General features: G+C 45.8%; 24 protein-coding genes. All 24 read right to left on the bottom strand.

The window, feature by feature from the left end; genetic code table 11:
- Positions 1–6 precede the first annotated feature (6 nt).
- The 24 genes from flhB to hslU all read right to left on the bottom strand — a co-directional run bounded on the left by flhB (position 7) and on the right by hslU (position 19,645).
- Positions 7–1,119 carry a flagellar biosynthesis protein FlhB gene (gene flhB / locus MKX36_RS09460; RefSeq protein ID WP_019686992.1) on the bottom strand — a complete coding sequence of 371 codons (1,113 nt, stop codon included), beginning with the start codon at positions 1,117–1,119 and terminating at the stop codon, positions 7–9.
- Complete coding sequence (gene fliR / locus MKX36_RS09455) at positions 1,119–1,904, bottom strand: flagellar biosynthetic protein FliR (RefSeq protein ID WP_029514992.1); 786 nt, start codon at positions 1,902–1,904, stop codon at positions 1,119–1,121. Before fliR ends, flhB begins: the two co-directional genes overlap by 1 nt.
- A gap of 10 nt (positions 1,905–1,914) precedes the next feature.
- Positions 1,915–2,184, bottom strand: coding sequence for a flagellar biosynthesis protein FliQ (fliQ, locus tag MKX36_RS09450; protein ID WP_007430038.1), 270 nt, complete (start codon positions 2,182–2,184; stop codon positions 1,915–1,917).
- Positions 2,185–2,221: 37 nt separating this feature from the next.
- The gene (gene fliP / locus MKX36_RS09445) at positions 2,222–2,977 is read right to left on the bottom strand and encodes a flagellar type III secretion system pore protein FliP (protein ID WP_013309901.1); all 756 of its coding nucleotides are present in this window, start codon (positions 2,975–2,977) and stop codon (positions 2,222–2,224) included.
- The gene (locus MKX36_RS09440; RefSeq protein ID WP_017427929.1) at positions 2,974–3,510 is read right to left on the bottom strand and encodes a flagellar biosynthetic protein FliO; all 537 of its coding nucleotides are present in this window, start codon (positions 3,508–3,510) and stop codon (positions 2,974–2,976) included. The genes fliP and MKX36_RS09440 overlap by 4 nt, the downstream gene beginning before the upstream one ends.
- A gap of 12 nt (positions 3,511–3,522) precedes the next feature.
- Entirely contained in the window at positions 3,523–3,888 is a 366-nt protein-coding gene (locus MKX36_RS09435; RefSeq protein WP_013370687.1) for a response regulator, read from the bottom strand.
- A 29-nt stretch (positions 3,889–3,917) separates the two neighbouring features.
- Positions 3,918–5,228 (bottom strand): flagellar motor switch phosphatase FliY, encoded by a 1,311-nt coding sequence (gene fliY / locus MKX36_RS09430; protein WP_016820957.1) that lies wholly within the window; start codon positions 5,226–5,228, stop codon positions 3,918–3,920.
- Positions 5,218–6,216: a flagellar motor switch protein FliM gene (gene fliM / locus MKX36_RS09425; RefSeq protein ID WP_016820956.1), complete on the bottom strand. Its 999-nt coding sequence runs from the start codon at positions 6,214–6,216 to the stop codon at positions 5,218–5,220. Before fliM ends, fliY begins: the two co-directional genes overlap by 11 nt.
- Positions 6,217–6,259: 43 nt before the next feature.
- Complete coding sequence (locus MKX36_RS09420; protein ID WP_013370684.1) at positions 6,260–6,733, bottom strand: flagellar basal body-associated FliL family protein; 474 nt, start codon at positions 6,731–6,733, stop codon at positions 6,260–6,262.
- Positions 6,730–6,954, bottom strand: a complete 225-nt coding sequence (locus MKX36_RS09415; RefSeq protein ID WP_013370683.1) for a flagellar FlbD family protein — start codon at positions 6,952–6,954, stop codon at positions 6,730–6,732. Before MKX36_RS09415 ends, MKX36_RS09420 begins: the two co-directional genes overlap by 4 nt.
- 60 nt (positions 6,955–7,014) lie before the next feature.
- Positions 7,015–7,824 carry a flagellar basal-body rod protein FlgF gene (flgF, locus tag MKX36_RS09410; protein ID WP_016820955.1) on the bottom strand — a complete coding sequence of 270 codons (810 nt, stop codon included), beginning with the start codon at positions 7,822–7,824 and terminating at the stop codon, positions 7,015–7,017.
- Positions 7,825–7,917: 93 nt separating this feature from the next.
- The gene (locus MKX36_RS09405; RefSeq protein ID WP_019686990.1) at positions 7,918–8,298 is read right to left on the bottom strand and encodes a TIGR02530 family flagellar biosynthesis protein; all 381 of its coding nucleotides are present in this window, start codon (positions 8,296–8,298) and stop codon (positions 7,918–7,920) included.
- Entirely contained in the window at positions 8,295–8,828 is a 534-nt protein-coding gene (locus MKX36_RS09400) for a flagellar hook capping FlgD N-terminal domain-containing protein (protein ID WP_017427927.1), read from the bottom strand. The genes MKX36_RS09405 and MKX36_RS09400 overlap by 4 nt, the downstream gene beginning before the upstream one ends.
- 19 nt (positions 8,829–8,847) lie before the next feature.
- Entirely contained in the window at positions 8,848–10,302 is a 1,455-nt protein-coding gene (locus MKX36_RS09395) for a flagellar hook-length control protein FliK (protein WP_340864571.1), read from the bottom strand.
- Positions 10,303–10,329: 27 nt separating this feature from the next.
- The gene (locus MKX36_RS09390) at positions 10,330–11,331 is read right to left on the bottom strand and encodes a magnesium transporter MgtE N-terminal domain-containing protein (RefSeq protein WP_017427925.1); all 1,002 of its coding nucleotides are present in this window, start codon (positions 11,329–11,331) and stop codon (positions 10,330–10,332) included.
- Positions 11,332–11,378: 47 nt separating this feature from the next.
- Complete coding sequence (gene fliJ / locus MKX36_RS09385; protein WP_013370677.1) at positions 11,379–11,822, bottom strand: flagellar export protein FliJ; 444 nt, start codon at positions 11,820–11,822, stop codon at positions 11,379–11,381.
- Between the two features lie 10 nt (positions 11,823–11,832).
- Entirely contained in the window at positions 11,833–13,152 is a 1,320-nt protein-coding gene (gene fliI, locus MKX36_RS09380; RefSeq protein ID WP_016820950.1) for a flagellar protein export ATPase FliI, read from the bottom strand.
- Positions 13,139–13,975, bottom strand: coding sequence for a FliH/SctL family protein (locus MKX36_RS09375; RefSeq protein WP_019686987.1), 837 nt, complete (start codon positions 13,973–13,975; stop codon positions 13,139–13,141). Before MKX36_RS09375 ends, fliI begins: the two co-directional genes overlap by 14 nt.
- The gene (gene fliG, locus MKX36_RS09370) at positions 13,968–14,984 is read right to left on the bottom strand and encodes a flagellar motor switch protein FliG (RefSeq protein WP_013370674.1); all 1,017 of its coding nucleotides are present in this window, start codon (positions 14,982–14,984) and stop codon (positions 13,968–13,970) included. Before fliG ends, MKX36_RS09375 begins: the two co-directional genes overlap by 8 nt.
- An 11-nt stretch (positions 14,985–14,995) precedes the next feature.
- On the bottom strand, positions 14,996–16,579 hold the full coding sequence (gene fliF, locus MKX36_RS09365; protein WP_016820948.1) for a flagellar basal-body MS-ring/collar protein FliF: 1,584 nt from the start codon (positions 16,577–16,579) through the stop codon (positions 14,996–14,998).
- Positions 16,580–16,616: 37 nt separating this feature from the next.
- Positions 16,617–16,931, bottom strand: a complete 315-nt coding sequence (fliE, locus tag MKX36_RS09360) for a flagellar hook-basal body complex protein FliE (protein ID WP_007430020.1) — start codon at positions 16,929–16,931, stop codon at positions 16,617–16,619.
- A gap of 39 nt (positions 16,932–16,970) precedes the next feature.
- Positions 16,971–17,423 carry a flagellar basal body rod protein FlgC gene (gene flgC / locus MKX36_RS09355; protein WP_013370672.1) on the bottom strand — a complete coding sequence of 151 codons (453 nt, stop codon included), beginning with the start codon at positions 17,421–17,423 and terminating at the stop codon, positions 16,971–16,973.
- Between the two features lie 6 nt (positions 17,424–17,429).
- Positions 17,430–17,837: a flagellar basal body rod protein FlgB gene (gene flgB, locus MKX36_RS09350; protein WP_019686986.1), complete on the bottom strand. Its 408-nt coding sequence runs from the start codon at positions 17,835–17,837 to the stop codon at positions 17,430–17,432.
- A 407-nt stretch (positions 17,838–18,244) separates the two neighbouring features.
- Positions 18,245–19,645: an ATP-dependent protease ATPase subunit HslU gene (gene hslU, locus MKX36_RS09345; RefSeq protein ID WP_340864570.1), complete on the bottom strand. Its 1,401-nt coding sequence runs from the start codon at positions 19,643–19,645 to the stop codon at positions 18,245–18,247.
- Between the last annotated feature and the right edge of the window lie 24 nt (positions 19,646–19,669).

Raw genomic sequence — 19,669 nt, 5'->3', positions numbered from 1 at the left:
ATCCCTTTATTTCACTTTACCTTTTAATTTATATACATACGCCAGCACTTCAGCAACGGCCTGAAAAAGATCAGCTGGTATCGCATCCCCGATTTCGGCTCTTTGAAACAGCGCCCGCGCCAGCGGCTTGTTTTCCATCGTTATAACGCCGTTTTGCTTGGCAATTTCCTTAATTCGGAGCGCGACATAATCTTGTCCTTTCGCAATAATCTGCGGCGCCTCCATCTCCGAACCGTCATATTTCAAAGCCACAGCAAAGTGCGTAGGGTTGGTGATGATGACATCTGCATTAGGAACCTCCTGCATCATGCGCTGCATAGCCATACGGCGCTGCCGCTCGCGAATTTTCCCTTTGATCAGCGGGTCACCCTCCATTTTCTTGTACTCATCTTTGATATCCTGTTTGGACATTTTCAGATTTTTCTCATGCTCATAACGTTGATACATATAATCCAATATTGCTAAAATGAACAGCACCACACCAATTTTGAGTCCCAGTTCCATTGTTAATGAAGCCGTAAAACTCAACATCTGGTCGCCGGACATCTCAGCCAGTTTGGGTAGGTCAGCCTTTGTTTTCCAAAGTACGCTGTACACCAGATAACCAATTACGGTCATTTTTAAAACAGATTTCAGGAATTCAACTAATGACCTCATGGAAAAAATATTTTTGAATCCTTTAATCGGGTCAATCTTGCTAAACTTGGGTGTAATGCCCTCTCCGGTTAATAAAAAACCGATCTGCATATAATTCGCTGCGATCCCGATGACAATGGCACCCACAAAAATAGGAGCCAGCATAATCAAGATTTGCACACCATACTCACCCATCATCAGTAGCGTTGTATTCGGTGTTACTTCCATAGACAGCCGATTCACAAAAATATCCCGAAACAAGCGGACCGCATGATCCTTAAAATACCCGCCGAAAATCATGAGGCAAAAAAACGTAACTAGCAGGACACCAGCAGCGGGCAACTCCATGCTCTTGGCAACCTGCCCTTTTTGTCTTGCATCCTGTTTCTTCTTGGGTGTAGCTTTTTCCGTTTTTTCCCCTGAGAACAACTGCAGGTTCATAGCATATTTAAATGACAAACTACGTTCCTCCAGACCAGACATTAAGGACGATTACCCATAACATCCAACAAGTTGCGCATGGATTCGAACATCACAGAAAACAATCTTTCGAATATAAAAGCAAAACCTGGCATAAGAAGCAGTAACATGAACAATCCCACAATTATTTTTAGCGGCACGCCAATGACAAAAATATTAAATTGCGGTGCTGTTTTAGCTAAAAAACCGAGTCCCACATCCGTTAAAAAGGTAGCTACTACAATGGGAGCAGCAATTTGAAAGGCCAGCATAAACGATTCCGCAAAAGAACGTACCAGGAATTCAGTTACACTGCCACCATACAGCTTTATAAAAAAATCATTTGTCAGCGGTACCCAATCATAACTGTATAAAATAGCGTTTAGCAGATGATGGTGCCCGTTTATGCTCAAAAAGAACAATACAGCTATGGCGAACTTGAAATTACCCGTAAGAGGCGTTGAAGCCCCTGTCATGGGATCAAATACACTGGCCATTCCGAATCCCACCTGTAGGTCTATAAATGAACCTGCGGTTTGGATCGCTGTCATGAACAAATATGCAGTAAATCCCAGCAACAACCCAATCAGCACCTCACGTCCTACTAACAGCACATATGCTACATCGGTCGGCACCTGTTGATGCGTACCATATGTAAGATACACGACCAAAGCTAGAAATCCTGAAATTCCGACCTTAAAGATATTAGGTACCCCTCGGGTTGAAAAAATAGGCGCTACTACAAAAAACGAGGTAATCCGACAAAAAATCAGCAAAAAAACAGGAAAACTCTGCAACAATATGTTCATCACTTTCAGCCTAACCTATATATTTGTACAGATTGTCCAGAATGTTATACGTAAAGTCCACTAATGTGGTCAATATCCAGGGCCCGAACAAAAGCAATGCCAGCAATACGGCGACAATCTTCGGAACAAAGGCCAGTGTCTGCTCCTGAATTTGAGTTGTCGCTTGAAAAATACTGATGATCAAACCCACGACTAGCCCCAAAATCAGCATCGGAGCACTCACCTTGAGTACAATGTACACCGCTTGCCCAGCCAGGGAAATAATAAACTCCGAAGTCATTGCCGTCCTCCTTGATTGCTGTCCTTGCAGAAAGTATTCATGTATTAAAACTCAGAAGTAATGATTTGACGACCAAATACCAACCATCTACAAGTACGAAGAGCAGTATTTTAAAAGGAAGCGAGATCATTACTGGTGGTAGCATCATCATCCCCATAGCCATGAGTGTACTGGACACTACAATGTCTATAACTAAAAAGGGTATGAAAATCATAAAGCCCATCTGAAATGCCGTTTTCAACTCACTAATTGCATAAGCCGGAACCATCACCGTTAGTGGAATATCTTGATAATTCTTTGGTTTTTCCATCTTGGTGTATTTCATAAAGAGCAGTAGATCCTTCTCACGTGTATGAGAGAACATAAAGGTTTTAATGGGTACCGATGCCTTATCCAGTGCCTGAGACTGTGTTATATCCCCCTTGAGATACGGCTGAAGCGCAGTTTCGTTCATAGCGGAGAAGGTCGGTGCCATAATAAATAAGGTGAGAAACAAGGCCAGTCCAACAAGCACCTGATTGGGCGGCATCTGCTGAGTTCCCAGTGAAGTTCGCACAAAGCCGAGTACAATCACGATACGCGTAAAACTTGTCATAAGTACAAGCAACGCGGGCGCTACACTAATGACAGTAATAAGTAAAATAATAGACAGCGAGGTGGCACCGGGCTGTCCTTTGTCCGAATTGCCGACTTGAATATCAATGTTCGGAATCGGTTCCGCAGAGGCCGCCGTCACCGAAATGAAGCTGAATAAGACAAGCAGCAAACATGCTAGTATAATCTTTTTTCTCATGAATCTCCCGACCGATCTGTAGTATTCTCCTCATTGCGCAGCTTTTCAAGTTTATCCTTGCGATTCGGCATCTGCCGGAGCTTGGATTCAAACATCTCATGAAAAGACGTCTCCTCTTCAGACTGCTGCTGCTGTGCCGCGTTGTTCCGGCGAAGCTTATCCGCAATTTTAGCGAATAGCGGGGCAATCGGGCCGCGCTGCAGAGAAGCTTCCTGCTCCAGTGCGGCCAAAATTTGCTCCACTTCTTCAGGATCGGATACTTTGTCAACAAGCCGGATATCTTCTCCCACACCAATGAGGTACACACTGCTACCAACTTCAACAAGCTGAAGGGATTTATTGGGGCCAAGCCCCACGCCTCCCAGTATGCGAACGGAGCGGTTGCTGAACCAGCTCTGATTTCTTTTACTCAAAAACCGTATCAAGTACACGATCAGTACGATGATAAAGATTAGCACGAAAAGGACCCAAGCAATGTTTCCTATATTGCTGGATGTACTCAAAGCGTCAGAGGCACCCTGTTGTGTATCCATACTGGATGCGCCTTACACACCCAGTGTTTTGTTGATGGCTTCGATAACCCGATCCGATTGGAATGGCTTAACGATAAAATCTTTTGCACCAGCTTGAATGGCATCAATTACCATAGCTTGTTGCCCCATCGCGGAACACATGATAACCTTTGCATTCGGGTCAATTTGTTTGATTTCCTTCAGAGCGGCAATGCCGTCCATCTCAGGCATCGTGATATCCATCGTAATCAGGTCCGGACGAAGCTCCTTGAATTTTTCAATGGCCTGTGATCCATCCTGGGCCTCTCCTACTACTTCAAATCCATTTTTGGACAGGATGTCCCGAATCATCATTCTCATAAATGCAGCATCGTCCACGATCAAAATACGGTTTGCCATCTGAAATAAATCCTCCCTAAATTATGCTTTTATTGTAATTTTTGAATTCGGTCCCATTGGCTTACAATATCCGTTACACGCACGCCAAAGTTCTCGTCGATTACGACAACCTCGCCCTTGGCAATCAGTTTGTTGTTAACCATAATGTCCACCGGCTCCCCGGCAAGCTTGTCCAGTTCAATAATTGAACCTTGTGAGAGCTCCAGAATATCTTTAATTTGCTTTTGGGTCCTTCCTAATTCTACGGTGACTCTAAGGGGAATGTCCATCAATAAATTTAAATTGTTTTCATCCACTTGTGGAAATCCACCGGACTGCAAGTTAGAAAATTGTACAGGCTGCACATTTACATTGCGCCCTGGCGGTACGGCCCCGTAATGATGAGGCGTTCCATAAGGCACTTGCGGCGGTACACCTGCTGGCATTCCATAACCCGGCGTTCCATACCCTGGAGCGCCCTGCTGCCCATATCCCGGGTCTTGAGGATACATCGGCGGTTGTTGCCCATAGCCTACATCTTGCGGCACCTGCGCGGCTGCAGGCGGCTGTTGGTAGGCTGGTGACGGCGGCTGCGGAGTACTAGCTTGTGTCGGCGCTTCGGGAGCAGCTGTTGCAGCTGCCTGCTGTACGGATGCTTGCGGTTGCTCGTCATCCTCTCCGCCATTCATTAAGATGCTCACCATCTTCTTGGCGAAATTAACAGGTAACAGTTGCATCAGCGTAGAGTCAATCAGATCTCCAATCAATAACCGGAAGGATACTGTAATCAACGTCTCTTCATCTGGCAGGCTGGATACTCCATCACCGTGCAGAGGATCCAAAATATCAATCCCTGGTGGAGATATATTAACAAAACGATTAAACATGGTAGACATAGAGGTCGCAGACGATCCCATCATCTGGTTCATCGCTTCCTGCACGGCACTGATGTGAATTTCATTCAATTCTTCATCTGCCGGATTTCCTCCACCACCAAGCATTAAATCTGCTATAACCTGCGCATCACGCTTTTTAATTACGAGCGAGTTAATGCCTTCAAATCCATCGACATAATTTACATGTACGGCTACGTGCGGCTTTGGAAATGCAGTTTCAAATTCAGAACGTGTAATAATTGAAACTTTAGGTGTCGTAATATCCACCTTTTGACCGAGCAGTGTGGAAAGAGCCGTAGCTGCGCTGCCGAACGTTATATTACCGATTTCCCCGAGAGCATCTTGCTCCAGGGAAGTCAGAAAATCGTCAACGGTCTTGCCTGCGGGAGTAGAATCCGTCCCCGCTTCAGACTGTTTCAGCAAGGCATCAATTTCCTCCTGGGACAAATAGTCTTTACTCGTCAATTTCTTCAACTCCTTCGTTGACAATTTCATCAATTTGTACGGCAACACGATCTCTTACCATGCCGGGACTTCCCATAAACTTCAATCTCTCGCCTACCCGGATGGATAGTCCTTCTTTGACTGGCTTGTTCAATGAAATGACATCCCCTACCGAAAGGCCCAAAAACTCAGCTACATTTATCCGGGATTCACCCAACTCCGCAATAATAGGAAGCTCTGCTTTGGTGACCCGTAATCTCAAGGCGTCTATCTCTTCAGGCGCCCTTGATTTCTTTTCGGATGTAAACCACTGGTGCGTGGACAGTCTGGCCATAATAGGTTCCAATACCACGTGCGGGATACAGAGGTTAATCATCCCTGTGGTATCACCAATTTTGGTGCTAAGCGAAATCAGAGCAATCGTCTCATTCGGCGAAACAATCTGCATGAACTGCGGATTTGTTTCCATAGCCTCTAGACGTGGTTCAATGTCCAGTACCGTTTTCCAAGCCTCTTGCAGGCTATCAAAGGTACGGCTGAAAATTCGCTCCATGATCGTCGTCTCGATTTCGGTCAATGCGGTAACCTTAGTTGGTGCCGAACCTGTTCCTCCGAGAAGCCTGTCCAGCATGGCATAAGCTACGTTCGGGTGAACCTCAAGCACCATTCGGCCTTCCAGTGGTTCAGCTTCAAAAATGTTTAGAATGGTCATTTTCGGAATGGAGCGAATGAATTCATCATATGGAAGCTGCTCCACCTGAACGACATTAATTTGGACAAAAGTACGAAGCTGTGCTGAAAAATAAGTGGTCAGATACCGGGCAAAGTTCTCGTGTATCCGCGTCAGACTTCGTATATGGTCCTTGGAAAACCTAAGCGCTCTCTTGAAATCATAAGCGCGAACTTTCTTTTGGGTTTCTTCCTTTTTGAGTTCTTCCGCATCCATTTCACCGGACGAGAGAGCTGCTAAAAGGGCATCAATTTCCCCTTGTGACAGTACATCCACCAATGTTATTCACCCCCTTACGTGTTCCTGACAAGATCACCTGGAATCAAATGGCTGCCAGCAAAAAGTCTGTAATTTTGGCGTTCCCCAGGTGACCTTCAGGGAGCGACTTGTTGATGAGATCCGTCAGCTTGTCACTGAACTGATCCCGGCCTTTAGCCGTTCTGAGCTCATCAGGTTTGGTGTCTGCAAGTAATTGAATAACGATGGGCTTAATACTGATGTCCTTAATTTTTTCAAAAGCTTCTTTTGCTTTGGCATCATTCAATTGAAAAGCAAGATTCATCTGCACAATGTAATCTGCGTCTGCCAAATTCGTTTTGATACCGGTAATTTCAGAGCTTACTTCCACCAATTCATCTGCTGACAATCTTGGAAGTTGTTCTGCTTGAGCGGCTTGCGCATTCGGTATGACTTCCGACTTCTTCCCGCTAAGCGCTGGTATAAGTACAAAGGCCGCGCCTGCAATCAAAGTAATCGCGAGTAAAATTGTAATGAGCCATGGCAGCATCTTCTTCATTCGTCTTCCTCCATTTGTTGCACTTTTATCGTGGCGGCATGCATGCCGATTTCACGGCTGTAACTCTTGATCAAGGAGACGACATCTGCCGCTTTTTCCAATACAATCAACCGTTTCCCCGTCACCAAAGTGACGTATGTATCCGGTGTTTCCTCCACAGTCTCAATGAGCAGCGCATTAAGCCACATAGGCGAGCCGTTCAGCCGCGTTAACGGGATCATCGTAACACCAACCTCCTGATAGGTGCGGAGGAGCCTCTACTCCTCCGCGTTTAAATGAGATTATCGTTTCAAGTTTACAACTTCCTGAAGCACTTCATCCGAAGTCGTAATGATACGTGAGTTCGCTTGGAATCCACGCTGAGCTACGATCATTTCGGTAAATTCGCCTGTCAGGTCAACGTTGGACATTTCCAGCTGACCCGCGATGATAGCTCCACGCCCCTCTGAGTTGGCTGCTCCAGGCTCAAGTTCATCAATGTTGGAGTTGACCGTTGTACGATACAGGCTGCCTCCAATTTTCTCCAAACCTTCCGGGTTAGTAACTCTGGCTATACCAATTTGCGTGCCATTATTCACTGTACCATCATCTAATTGCTGTACAATCGTGCCATCCTGTGAGATAGAGACTGCCGTAACATTGTCTTCGAGTGTGATTGGATCTCCATCCAAATTTCCCACAAAAAATCCATCGGAAGTCACCAGATTCCGGTTTGCATCTATGTGGAAATCACCCGCACGAGTCAGATAGGGAACTTCCTGTGCATCATTCATTTTGACCAGGAAAAATCCGTCACCATTAATCCGCAAATCCGTTGGGTTATTCGTGGTCATCGCACTACCTGGAAGATGCAGTGTATCAATTGAGCTAACCGAGACCCCCAAACCTACCTGCTTGGCATTTTGACCTGCAGTTGTCGTAGCATCAGGTGCACTTGCGCCCGAGCTGGTTTGGCTCAAAATATCCTTGAACATCACTCGGCTGGACTTGAAGCCTGTAGTATTTACGTTTGCAATGTTGTTACCGATAACGTCCAGCTTTGTTTGAAAGCCCTTCATGCCCGATACACCTGAATACATTGATCTCAACATTGAGTATAAATCCTCCTCTGATTGGTTGCTTAGTTGGCCGCATCAGTCGATCCGCGGCTTTTTCATGGCTTTCCTATTCGGGCCAGCCACTTTTTATGAAATAATTACAGCACTATCTATCTGCGTAAATACGTTATCCTCCATGGACTGCTTGTCCATCGCAGTAACAACTGTTCGATTAGGCACACTAACAATCAAAGCCATATCTTGCATTAAAATCAAAGATTCTTTAGCGCCCTTGGCAGCAGCCTTATCCACAGCAGAGTTGATTTTCGCCATTTGGTCACTTCTCAACTCTATTCCTCGCTGCTCCAGTCGCTTGGCTGCATGGTTGCTGAGCTTGAGCACCTGTTCCTGCAACACCTGACCAAACGGCTTGGTGTCCTTAATTACCGAATTTACTCGGTTTTGAGAAATCGCTGCCGGAGGAACGTTGGTAGGAAAAAGGCGTCCGACCGTTATCCTGTCATTCATGAGTTCTCACCGCTTCCAGTAGAGGAAGAAGATGTAGTATCTGACGTATCAGTAACAGGAGCCGTTGTGTTAGCCTGGCTTACTGATGTTACATCTTTTAATGCCACCTCAGCCGCTCCCATTTTGGCATACTGCACACCGTCGCGAATAACGATGGAATCTACGATTCCACTTTTCACTGTACCTGCGCCTGCTTCACCTGTAATGGAATCCTTTTTACCCGGCTCAATCCAGCTAACTTCTTTTCCTATCAAACCAGAAGCTGTACCCAAAGACTGTCCCAATGCAGTCAACTGCGTAGATATGTTCATCAGTTGTTCCACCGAGGAAAACTGTGCCATTTGAGCGACAAATTCTTTATCCTCCAAAGGCTGCATTGGATCCTGATTTTGTAGCTGAGTGATCAATATCTTTAAAAATTGATCTTTACCCATCGTCTTAGTATCCTTGGCGCTTGCTGTTTTGACATTATTCACATTGTAATTCGGCCAGACGTTACTGGTGGATACATTGTTGTCTGTAGTCGTCATTGTGTTCTCACCTCCATCATTACGCTTGTGCTGTAAAGGAGCCTGTCCGATTCATGTCATCTGCGCGTTGTTCTGCTGTCCAGTTACGAAGCTCTTCTGTCATTTCAGCTACCTTCAAAGCATCCTCGCTCTCTTCTCTACCTCGAGCTTTAGAACGTTGGTTAGATTGCTGCTGCTGATTAGCTCCAGAACCGCGTCCATCCTGATACATATGGGAGGATAGCGACTCATTGTGCGTTACTTCTACTTTATCCACTTGAATACCTTGACTCTGAAGACTCGTACGCAACTGAGACATTTGCTGTTCCAGCAGATCCTTCGCCCCGCTATGCTCAGTCATAAACTGGGCAACCAGATGGCCGTTTTGCATCGTCAGCTTAACCTCCAGCTGGCCCAGATGATCTGGACGAAGCATGATGGTCGCTTCTGTCAAACCAGTGTGCTTTACAATATCAAGTTTCTGCACTACAAACTCAGTCATCTCCTTGGCAAATTGTCGTACATGTACGACTGGTTGAGCCGGAGCCGAAGGTGTTGTTCCCTGCGTTTGTACCGAAAGCTGCCCCGCAGTCGTGATCACCGGAGTCTGATTATCAGTTGCCGACGGATCCGCTTGCTCAGCTGCATCTACGAATGTACCCGCTTCATCCGTTACAGTCGTTTTAACTGCGGACTGAACGAGAAGATTCGTTGATGAACGTTGTCCTTCTGAGCCTTGCTGGCTAGTTTCACCCTGACTTGCTTGCTGCTGAGGAGCAACCTGTTTGTTTGTAGATGCTGCAGTTAATGTCTGAGCACCGTTTGCCCGTTGTGCAGAAGGCTGAACCACTTGTGAATCTCCACTATCAGCAAGTTCCACAGCTTTCAATACTCCATTCCACTGCTCATCGGAAATAGCTCCAGTCCCAGCTGTTGCGCTTTGAAGCGATTGTAGTAACTGTGTCACCTTAGCCTTTTGGTCGCCCGAAGCCTGCTCTGCTACATTGGCAAGTTGTGACAAAGCGTCCTGTAATGCAAACCGAAGAGTTGCCGGATTAGCTGCCAAGGCCGTTAAGCCTGTAGCCTCTGCCGTTTCCCCGCCGTCTGCCTGTTGATTGGTTCCATTGCCTTGCAAAAACTGTTGTACTTGCTGAATCCATGATTGTAAAGCTGCAAGCAGCGCAGGATCGGCAACTACCTGATCATCCAACTTTTCGAGATTTTGCAGCAAAGGAGCCAATGTTTCAACAAGCGGCTCGGTTGGAGCTTCCGCAGATTCTCCGTTTGCAATAAGCGGTAGTACCATAACTAATGGAGAACCATTCGCATCTGTTCCAGCTGAGCCTGTTTGCCCACCTGTCATCATTTGCGTTAGTGTTTGATTAAAGGCGCCCGTGGTTGCTCCAGCAGCCGTGGTTGTACTTGTTGCTGACGCTGTCGTACTGCTAGCTGTTGGACTAGAGCTAAGAGATACACTTTGAGAAATAAGGGTCATATATTTTTCACCTCCCTTCAATTTAAATTACTTACTGCCCATCAGCTTATTCAAAATTTTCGCGGTCTGACCTGCATCCTTCGCAGACATATTTTGCAGTAAAGAAGCACGTGTCGAATCATCTACTGTATTTAATATGTTTAATGCCTTATCTGGACTGATTTTGTAAGTTTGTAAAATAAGTTCGGCACCACTTTTCTTGTCCATGGAAGCAAATGTGCTGCTGATTTGAGTACTTTGCAGACTTTTACTCGTCGTTCCAGCTGTACTACCCTGATCCTTTTTCAAACGGGACTGCAACGCCGCTACCGATAAATCCGTAGATGGCGTTACGTTTTTCAGAGCCATCGTAATATCCGCTGCTTTTTTAGCGTCCATCTTTTGCAAAATCTTCGCACTATTGGCAGGGTCCATATAACTTAACAGCTGCACGGTCTCTTCCGTAGTCAGATTCTCCATGATCGGTGCAGCTTTACTTGCCGTCATTCCTTCATACATGCTGGCAAGTTCTCTGGTCTGTTTTACATAAGGATCTTCACTTGTTGTTCCGTCTGTAGTTTGCGTACCTGCTTGTCCCTGCTGCCCGACCTGTCCCTGTTGACCCGTCTGCGACTGTTGTTCCTGTTGCGTTTGCAGTGTATTGACCTGATTTTGAAGTTCAGTAACCTTTTTATCTTGTGTCGTTTTAGCAGCCGTAGCCTTTTTGAGTTCTTCCGTCTGCTTGGCTAAATCCGCTTTTAACTGCTGAATGGTTGCTTCAGAGCTTTCAGACTGTGCCTTCTGATCTGCCTCTTTTGTCTGGGTTGCCTTATCCTTCGGTTCAGGAATCCAATTTTTAACAATTGGTATTTTGTTCCCTAATGAGATCATTTCGCTTCTGAAGTCCATATTGAACAGTGTGAGCAAGACTCCGACCAGAACAATTGTGAAAACAATCGGAATCAGGAAAAACATAAACCGTTCAAATCCCCCGCCTGATTCCTTCCCTAAATCCATATCCAGTTCATTTTCTGCTAACTTCTGTGCCATCGTCTTCCTCCTCAGGCAGCTGATATGCGTATCCTATGACGTTCCGCTTACCGGGCTTTCATGGCAAATCGCACGGAAGCCATTTCATCCAGCTCATTCTGCTCGCGCAGGAGCATTTCCTGTTGGAATTTCACGTTGGCCTTCTCTCTCGCTTTCAGCCAAACTTGTTCATCCAGCATTTTATCGGTCAAAACGGTTTGTTTGCTTTGCACATTTTGCTGCGCATATTGAACATCCCTATGCTTGCGTGTAATACATTGGTCCAGATGATTGACATAAGCTTGTAATTCCTGAATGCTAGAGAGTGGCGCGCAATCTTCGGCAGCCTTTTGAATAGCTGATATGACCCGATTCCTTTCGCCTATAAGCTGTGTTAATGTCTGCTCCTCAACCTGCAATTGTCCAACAGCACTGGAAAGCAGCCATTCGGCCTGTGACTTTTCGTTCGTTTTCAAGTCTACAACTTTTTGAAAGGAATACTGAAATCTCATCGTTCAACCTTCATCTCCTCGTAAATTCAGAAATCAAACGTTCTCGTACTTCGTCCAGCTCAGCCTTTTCATCCGTTCTTTGTCTTGTAAAATCCCATATATCCCGTATGCGCTCCATAGATTCGTCAATTTCTGCATTCGAACCCTGTTGATAAGCCCCAATGTTAATCAGGTCCTCTGAATCTTTGTAAATGGCCATCAAGCGCTTAATGTTTTCGGCAGCATCTATCTGATCTCGTGGTGCAATGTCCTTCATGACCCGGCTAATACTTGCTAACACATCAATTGCAGGAAAATGTCCTTTGTTCGCAATCCCGCGATTCAAGACAATGTGTCCATCCAATATCCCACGCACCGCATCCGCGATGGGCTCGTTCATGTCGTCACCATCAACCAACACCGTATAAAAGGCGGTTATAGAGCCAGTAGGTCCTGTCCCTGCGCGTTCCAGCAGCTTAGGCAGACTAGCGAACACAGATGGAGTGTATCCTCTCATTGCTGGTGGTTCCCCTACTGCTAGACCGACTTCACGCTGAGCCATCGCATACCGGGTAACTGAATCCATCATTAGCATGACATTCAACCCGCGATCCCGAAAATACTCCGCTATCGTCGTTGCAATAAGTGCACCCTTAATGCGGATCAACGCAGGTTGGTCGGAAGTTGCCACAATGACTACAGAGCGTTCTAGTCCCTCTGGGCCCAAATCCCGTTCAATAAAGTCCAGCACCTCGCGTCCACGTTCTCCGATCAGGGCAATTACGTTCACATCTGCTTCCGTATTACGGGCAATCATCCCCATCAAAGTACTCTTACCTACACCCGAACCCGCAAAAATACCAACCCGTTGTCCTTTACCAATCGTAAGCAACCCGTCAATTGCACGTACTCCGATACTAATGGGTTCCTGCACACGCGGACGATTCAGCGGATTGGACGGTATATTGAAGGTTGAATATCTCGCCATTCGCGAGGGAATCAGTGATCCGTCCAAAGGCTGGCCCAAACCATCCAGCACCTTGCCTAACAGCTCCGATCCCACCTGCACGTTCAGCGGCTTCCCTGTGCCTACGACATCACAACCAGGACCAATGGATTGTAGTTCTCCAAGTGGCATCAGAAGCACTTTATTGTCTCTGAAGCCAACAACCTCTGCCTGCAATGGCTTTGCCGCTTTGCCCGGATAAATATAACAAACATCCCCGATACTAGCGTCTGGACCTTCCGATTCAACCATCAAGCCGATAACCTGTGTAACCTTGCCATTCACCCGAACTGGGTCCAGCTGTCGCAAATGATCCATGTAGCGCTGCGCATTAAGCCCCTTCATGTCTTCGCTCCTCATTTTCATGTGCCAGACGCAGTAGTTCCTTTTTAATCTCAGCTAATTGCGTATCGATCCGGGCGTCCACACTTCCAAAGGAAGAACGAATGACGCAACCGCGATCCTTTACGGTACCATCAGGTATAATTTGCAGTTCTGCCTGCGAATCGACAGTTAATGACAATTCTTCCCGCGCACCTTGCACAAATGCGAAATGCTGAGGCGACACACACAATGTAATGATTCCTTTTTCTCGCTTACGAGCCAAATTTTTGCGAATTAACTCAATCGTATATTCCGGTTCAAGACTAAGCTGTTTTTCAATCACCTTCTCGGCAATCGCACTACTCAGTTCAACCAGAAAAGGCTCGGCTTCCTGAATCAGTTGTTCCTTAATCTCATAGGCCTGACGCAGAATATCTTGTGCTTCTTCCATCATCTGCTCCGATTTCGTCTGAAGCTCAGCCTCGGCCAGCTTCTGGCCTTCTTCATATCCTTGCTGAAATCCATCTGCTTTTATCGACTGAATCAACTGATCGTCATGCTCGCGTCGTTCCTGCCACCAATCTTCAATCTGCTGCTGTGCTTCCTGAAGCATTCGTTCCGCTTCTTCAGCTGCCTCGCGCACCTGACGTTCGGCAAAGTCCTTAGCATCATTCAGCATTTCATCTCGGAGCCGTTCTGCCTCATAATCTCGCTGAGGCTCCGGCTCCGTATATTCGGTTGTGATTTCTTCATCCGTCGTTTCTGACACGTACGTATGTGCCACATCTATCGTTTTCAAAGCCTCTACAGGCACATATTGGAAAGATTTAATCAAGTTAGACAATGATGTCATCTCCTCCGCCGCGTGCGATTATAATCTCACCGGCCTCTTCCAATCTGCGGATCGTTGATACGATACGTGTTTGTGCTTCTTCCACATCACGCAGCCGCACCGGTCCCATGTACTCCATTTCCTCTTTGAAGGTTTCTGCCATACGTTTCGACATATTTCGGAAAATCACATCGCGTACTTCTTCACTGGACACTTTAAGTGCCAATTGCAAGTCTGCATTGTCGATATCGCGGATAATACGTTGAATGGACCGGTTGTCCACATTGACGATATCCTCGAAAACAAACATTCTTTTCTTGATTTCCTCAGCCAGTTCAGGGTCTTGAATTTCAAGCGAGTCGAGAATTGTACGCTCAGTTCCGCGGTCTACGCCATTCAAAATCTGAACGATAGACTCGATACCGCCTGCATTCGTGTAATCCTGCGTCGCAGTTGCCGAGAGCTTTTGCTCCAATACTCTCTCCACTTGAGAAATGACTTCCGGAGATGTACTGTCCATGACAGCAACACGCCGGGCCACATCTGCCTGCTTTTCCTGTGGCAGGGACGATAGAATTGCCGCCGCTTGCTCGAACTGCAAGTATGAAAGCACGAGAGCAATGGTTTGCGGATTCTCATTTTGTATAAAATTCAATATCTGGTTCGGATCCGCCTTACGAGCAAAATCGAAAGGTCTCACCTGTAATGTCGCTGTCAAACGGTTAATGACCTCAACTGCTTTTTGCGATCCGAGCGCTTTTTCCAATATTTCTTTGGCGTAATTAATACCGCCTTGTGAAATGTACTCCTGAGCCAGGCAAATTTGATGAAACTCGGCCATAATGGAGTCCTTTTCAATGGCATCGACCTTCCGTACATTGGCAATTTCCAATGTAAGTTGCTCGATCTCTTCATCACGCAAATGCTTGAATATTTGAGCAGATACTTCTGGCCCCATTGTGATCAAAAGAATAGCTGCTTTCTGTCTTCCCGTTAAACCTTGACTGCTTGCCTTTGCCAATGAACTCACCTCTATTCGTCAGCCAGCCATGTACGAAGCAGATTGACGAATTCGTCGGGTTTCTTTTTCGCCAGACTTTCAAGCTGTTTACGCACTTGACTTTCATTTGTCACACTTTCCATCGTAATGGACGGGAATTCCGTCGGCGTTGGCATAAGTTGCAATTCTTCATCCAACTCTTCTTCCTGATTACGACGACTGCGTACGATGAAGAAGATTACACCCGCCAACAGTGCCAGAACTGCAGCTCCGATGCCCCACATCCACGGGTTGGAAGCTGAGAAGAATGTATTGGTACTCGTAGGCGCCGGAGCAGCTTGCGAGAACACTGAAACCTTTTTAGCCAAATCAGCGTCTGTAAAAGTAGTACCGGAATTCGCTAGCGACGCTCTTACAATATTAACCAAAATGTTTTGAATTGCTGTCTGAGTTGCAGTATCCAACGTTTGCTGACCTGTTGGTGGTTCAACTGCTACATTAATGGTTAAATCTTTTACAGTGTACGGACTTTGGATAATATCCCTTGCAATTCGGTTAACTTCGTAGTTAATCGTACTTGAGCTCTTATCCGAACTGGTATTGCCGGAATTGGCTCCTCCAGGGTAACCCGGGACATCCTGCGTTCCTGTCCCTGCAACTCCTCCAGTCTGTCCACTACTGCCCGTATAACTTTCCTGAATTTGTTGGGCACTGATTTCAATACCCTTCATTTTCGTTTGGTCAACAGGTGTGACCATTTGTTCCTTTGATGTTACTTTGTCGAAATTTAGCTGGGACATAACCAGCACGTTTACCTTGTCGTCTCCAACAATTTTCGACAAAAATTGTTGGACATTATTCCTTACATCGCTCTCAAACTTCTTCTGTAGAGCCATGTTTTCCTGAACACCACTCGTGAGTCCGCCTTGGCCGCCCTTGGCCGTTGGAATTAACTCATACTCCTTATTGGTGATCGTAATGTTTTCTACTGGCAAATTCGGTACAGCCGTTTTTACCAGGTTAAAATATCCGTCGATCGCTTGTTGATTGGGAGTAAAACCAGGTTCGAATTCCATTTGAACCGAAGCAGAGGCTTTGTCCTTTTCTTCAAGTCCGGCAAAGATGTTTTCCTTTGGCATATTAATGACAGCTTTGGAGCTTTGGACACCGTCCATCCGTTCCAACAGTTGCTGTACTTCGCCGTTCAATGCGTTATTGTACTTCACATTGAACTCGTTCTCCGTCATGCCAATGGCCGAGGAGGACTGGTCAAAGGCGCTCATGCCGATTGACCCCTTTTGTATCAGCCCTTGGGACCCAACATCTACCTTCGCCTTATCTGCACTAGCGGTTGGGACTGAAATTTGTGTCCCACCAGCATTAAGCTGATACGGTATACCCGCAGAATCGAGATATTTAATGACCCCAGCGGCATCATTTGCATTTAAATCCCGGAAGGCCACTTCATATTCGGTTTTGGTAAACTGCATCGTTAGCACTACAATGGCGATAATGATGAATGCTAATGTCGAAACAAGTAATATCTTCTGTTTTTTGCTGAAATTATTCCAATACCCGGAAATCCTATCCCGGTATTGGGCGATTCTCTCGTTCACTCCGTCACCCCATCCGAAACTTTGCTAAACCCTCACTTTACATCTGTGTACGCATGATCTCCTGATAGGCTTCGATCGCTTTGTTTCGGACCTGTGTAGTAAGCTGCAGGGAAAGCAGCGCTTGTTGTGAAGTGATCATGACTTGATCTACATCAACTTTGCCTGCCATGAATTGGTCGGACATCTGGTGTGTAGCGGCTTCCTGTTGCCCTACTTCATTGAGAGCATCCTTTAGGAAGGAGCCAAAATCCTTCAAGGATTCGGAAGGCGTCGCTTTCGTCAACTCATTGTTAGGCGATTGAATCTGCTGTATTACCGGTGTCTGTACGTTAAACATGGCGTTCTGAATCATGTTTTACTCTCCCTATTAAGTAGTTAGTAGTCCTGGAACTTAGCGGCCGATTTCAAGCGCTTTGGAAACCATCGCCTTTGAAGCATTCAGAGCTGTTACATTGGCTTCGTATGAGCGTGTTGCGGAAATCATGTCGACCATTTCTTTCATTATGTCTACATTAGGCATATATACATAGCCATCTTTATCAGCGTCCGGATGACCCGGATTGTACACTGGTTTCAAAGGTGACTGATCTTCCTGAATTTGCGAAACTTTAACGCCAGCGGCGCTTGTACTACTTCCTTCCATTTGAGCCTTCAAAACATCGGCAAAGCCAGATTGGTTCGGCTCCAAAACAACCGTTTTTCTCCGATATGGAATTGCTTGTCCATTCTCTACCTTCGCCCGAGTCGTCTCTGCGTTGGCAATGTTGCTCGATATAACGTCCATCCGCAACCGCTGGGCCGTAAGAGCAGATGCACTAATATCAAAGCCGTTGTTAATCTTCACCTCGTCCTATCTCCCTTCTACCGCTGTTCTCATCATTTTGATGCGCTCATTAATTTCTTGGATGTAGGTATTATATCTTAGTTGATTTTCAGCCATAAGACTCATTTCTCTGTCTATATCTACGTTGTTCATGTTGTTATTCATGACTGAGTACCCATCTTTGGTGACCGTGGCATCAGGAATGGAGTTCACAGGTCCTATTTGGAAATGTCTTGAATTGGTTACTTTTCCACGCAATGGCGTGACATCACCGTCCATTTGCTGCTGAAGCAGTTCTTCAAATGAAACCTCCGAACGCTTAAAATACGGGGTATCCGCATTGGAAATATTATCGGCCATCACACGTTGTCTCGTATTGGCCGCCTGTACACCTGCCTGAAGCTTTTGAAAGCTTACATCACCCAGCAGATTCATTTAGCTCCTCCCTCCAGCGTCTACTCCAAAGTAAGATTCAATAAAACAAGATTTTTCACTTTTTTTCGACAATAAAATTTCATAATTATACATTTCTTTTAGGTCTTAAGTAGAAAATCTTAACTTTCTGTCATATATTCTAAGTTTCGTAGAGTTGGGACCTAATTACAATAAGAAAAAAGCCCTATCTTTTTTAAAAAAGAGGGCTTTAGATGCATAAAATGTTAAATTTTTCAGGTTTTTTTCAAGAAAATGAATGTTTTCTTAGCACTTTACACCTGTAAAAGATTATACGTCCTACTTTTGGAATAGACAGAAAAATCATCAACTTAACCTGTGTCTAGGACTAAACGACGGTGCAAGATAGTGTTATTCTGGACCACACACCCTATTTTTAGACACTCAGTTCACAAAATATACTGACTAAGGTCCCTGTTTTGGGCAATATCTCCCAGCTTCTCACGGACATATTCCGGGGTGATAATCATACGATCCAATGTAAGCTCTGGTGCTTCAAATGACAGATCCTCCAGCAGCTTCTCTAGGATGGTATGCAAACGCCGTGCGCCGATATTTTCGGTGTTGCGATTAACGGACTCGGCAATACTAGCGATCTCACGGATCGCTTCCGTAGAAAATTCGACTTCTATTTCCTCGGTGCGGAGCAGTTCAGTGTATTGCTTGGTCAGCGCATTTTTAGGCTCCGTCAATATCGACACAAACTCATCCAAGGTCAGGCTACTTAGCTCCACCCGGATGGGGAAACGACCTTGAAGCTCTGGGATCAGGTCTGATGGTTTAGCCACATGAAAAGCCCCTGCAGCAATAAACAGAATGTAATCTGTTCTTACCGGGCCGTATTTGGTCATAATGGTAGAGCCCTCGACAATAGGTAAAATATCGCGCTGGACTCCTTCTCTCGACACATCTGGGCCACTTCCCTTGCCTTGGCTGGCAATCTTATCTATTTCATCAATAAAAATAATACCCGATTGCTCAGCACGCTTCACAGACTCCTGAATCACATCATCCATATCGATCAACTTGGCTGCTTCATCTTGAATCAGTACCTTGCGGGCTTCCTTGATTGGTAGCTTGCGCTTCTTCGTCCGCTTAGGCAGGAAACTCCCGAACATCTCCTGCATATTCATACCCATTTGTTCATTCCCTTGCCCAGCAAACATATCGAGCATATTGGGTGCGGTATCCTCCACATCAATCTCTATGACATCATCCTCAAGCTTACCGGACAACAGATCAAATTTAACCTTACGTCGCTTCTCTGCTAAGGTTTCGTCCTGTTGTGGCGGTTCTTCTTCTACCGAAGTCCCTGTGTTATTGCCAAACAGCATTTCAAAAGGGTTTCGTTGTGATTTATTTGACTTTTCTGCAGGTACAAGGATATTGACAATCCGTTCATTTGCCATGTCCTCTGCTTTGTCTTTCACATTCTCTGTTCGTTCCGACTTGACGATACGGATAGAGGTTTCCATCAGATCCCGCACCATGGATTCCACATCACGACCGACGTAACCCACTTCTGTAAATTTGGTCGCCTCTACCTTGACAAAAGGAGCCCCCACTAGCCGCGCAAGTCTACGTGCAATTTCAGTTTTACCCACACCTGTCGGTCCGATCATCAAAATATTTTTGGGCACAATTTCATCCCGAATATCATCCGGCAGTTTACTACGCCGATAACGGTTGCGCAAGGCAACAGCAACAGATTTTTTAGCTTCCTTTTGTCCGACAATATACTTATCCAGCTCGGATACCACTTGTCTGGGCGTCAACGATTGATTATTCATTTTGCATTCCTCCACCCTTGAATA

The sequence above is a fragment of the Paenibacillus sp. FSL W8-0439 genome (assembly GCF_038008995.1).
Classification (GTDB): domain Bacteria; phylum Bacillota; class Bacilli; order Paenibacillales; family Paenibacillaceae; genus Paenibacillus; species Paenibacillus polymyxa.
The sequence above is the reverse complement of the archived record's forward strand: the minus strand, read 5'-3'. Positions and strand labels throughout refer to the sequence as shown.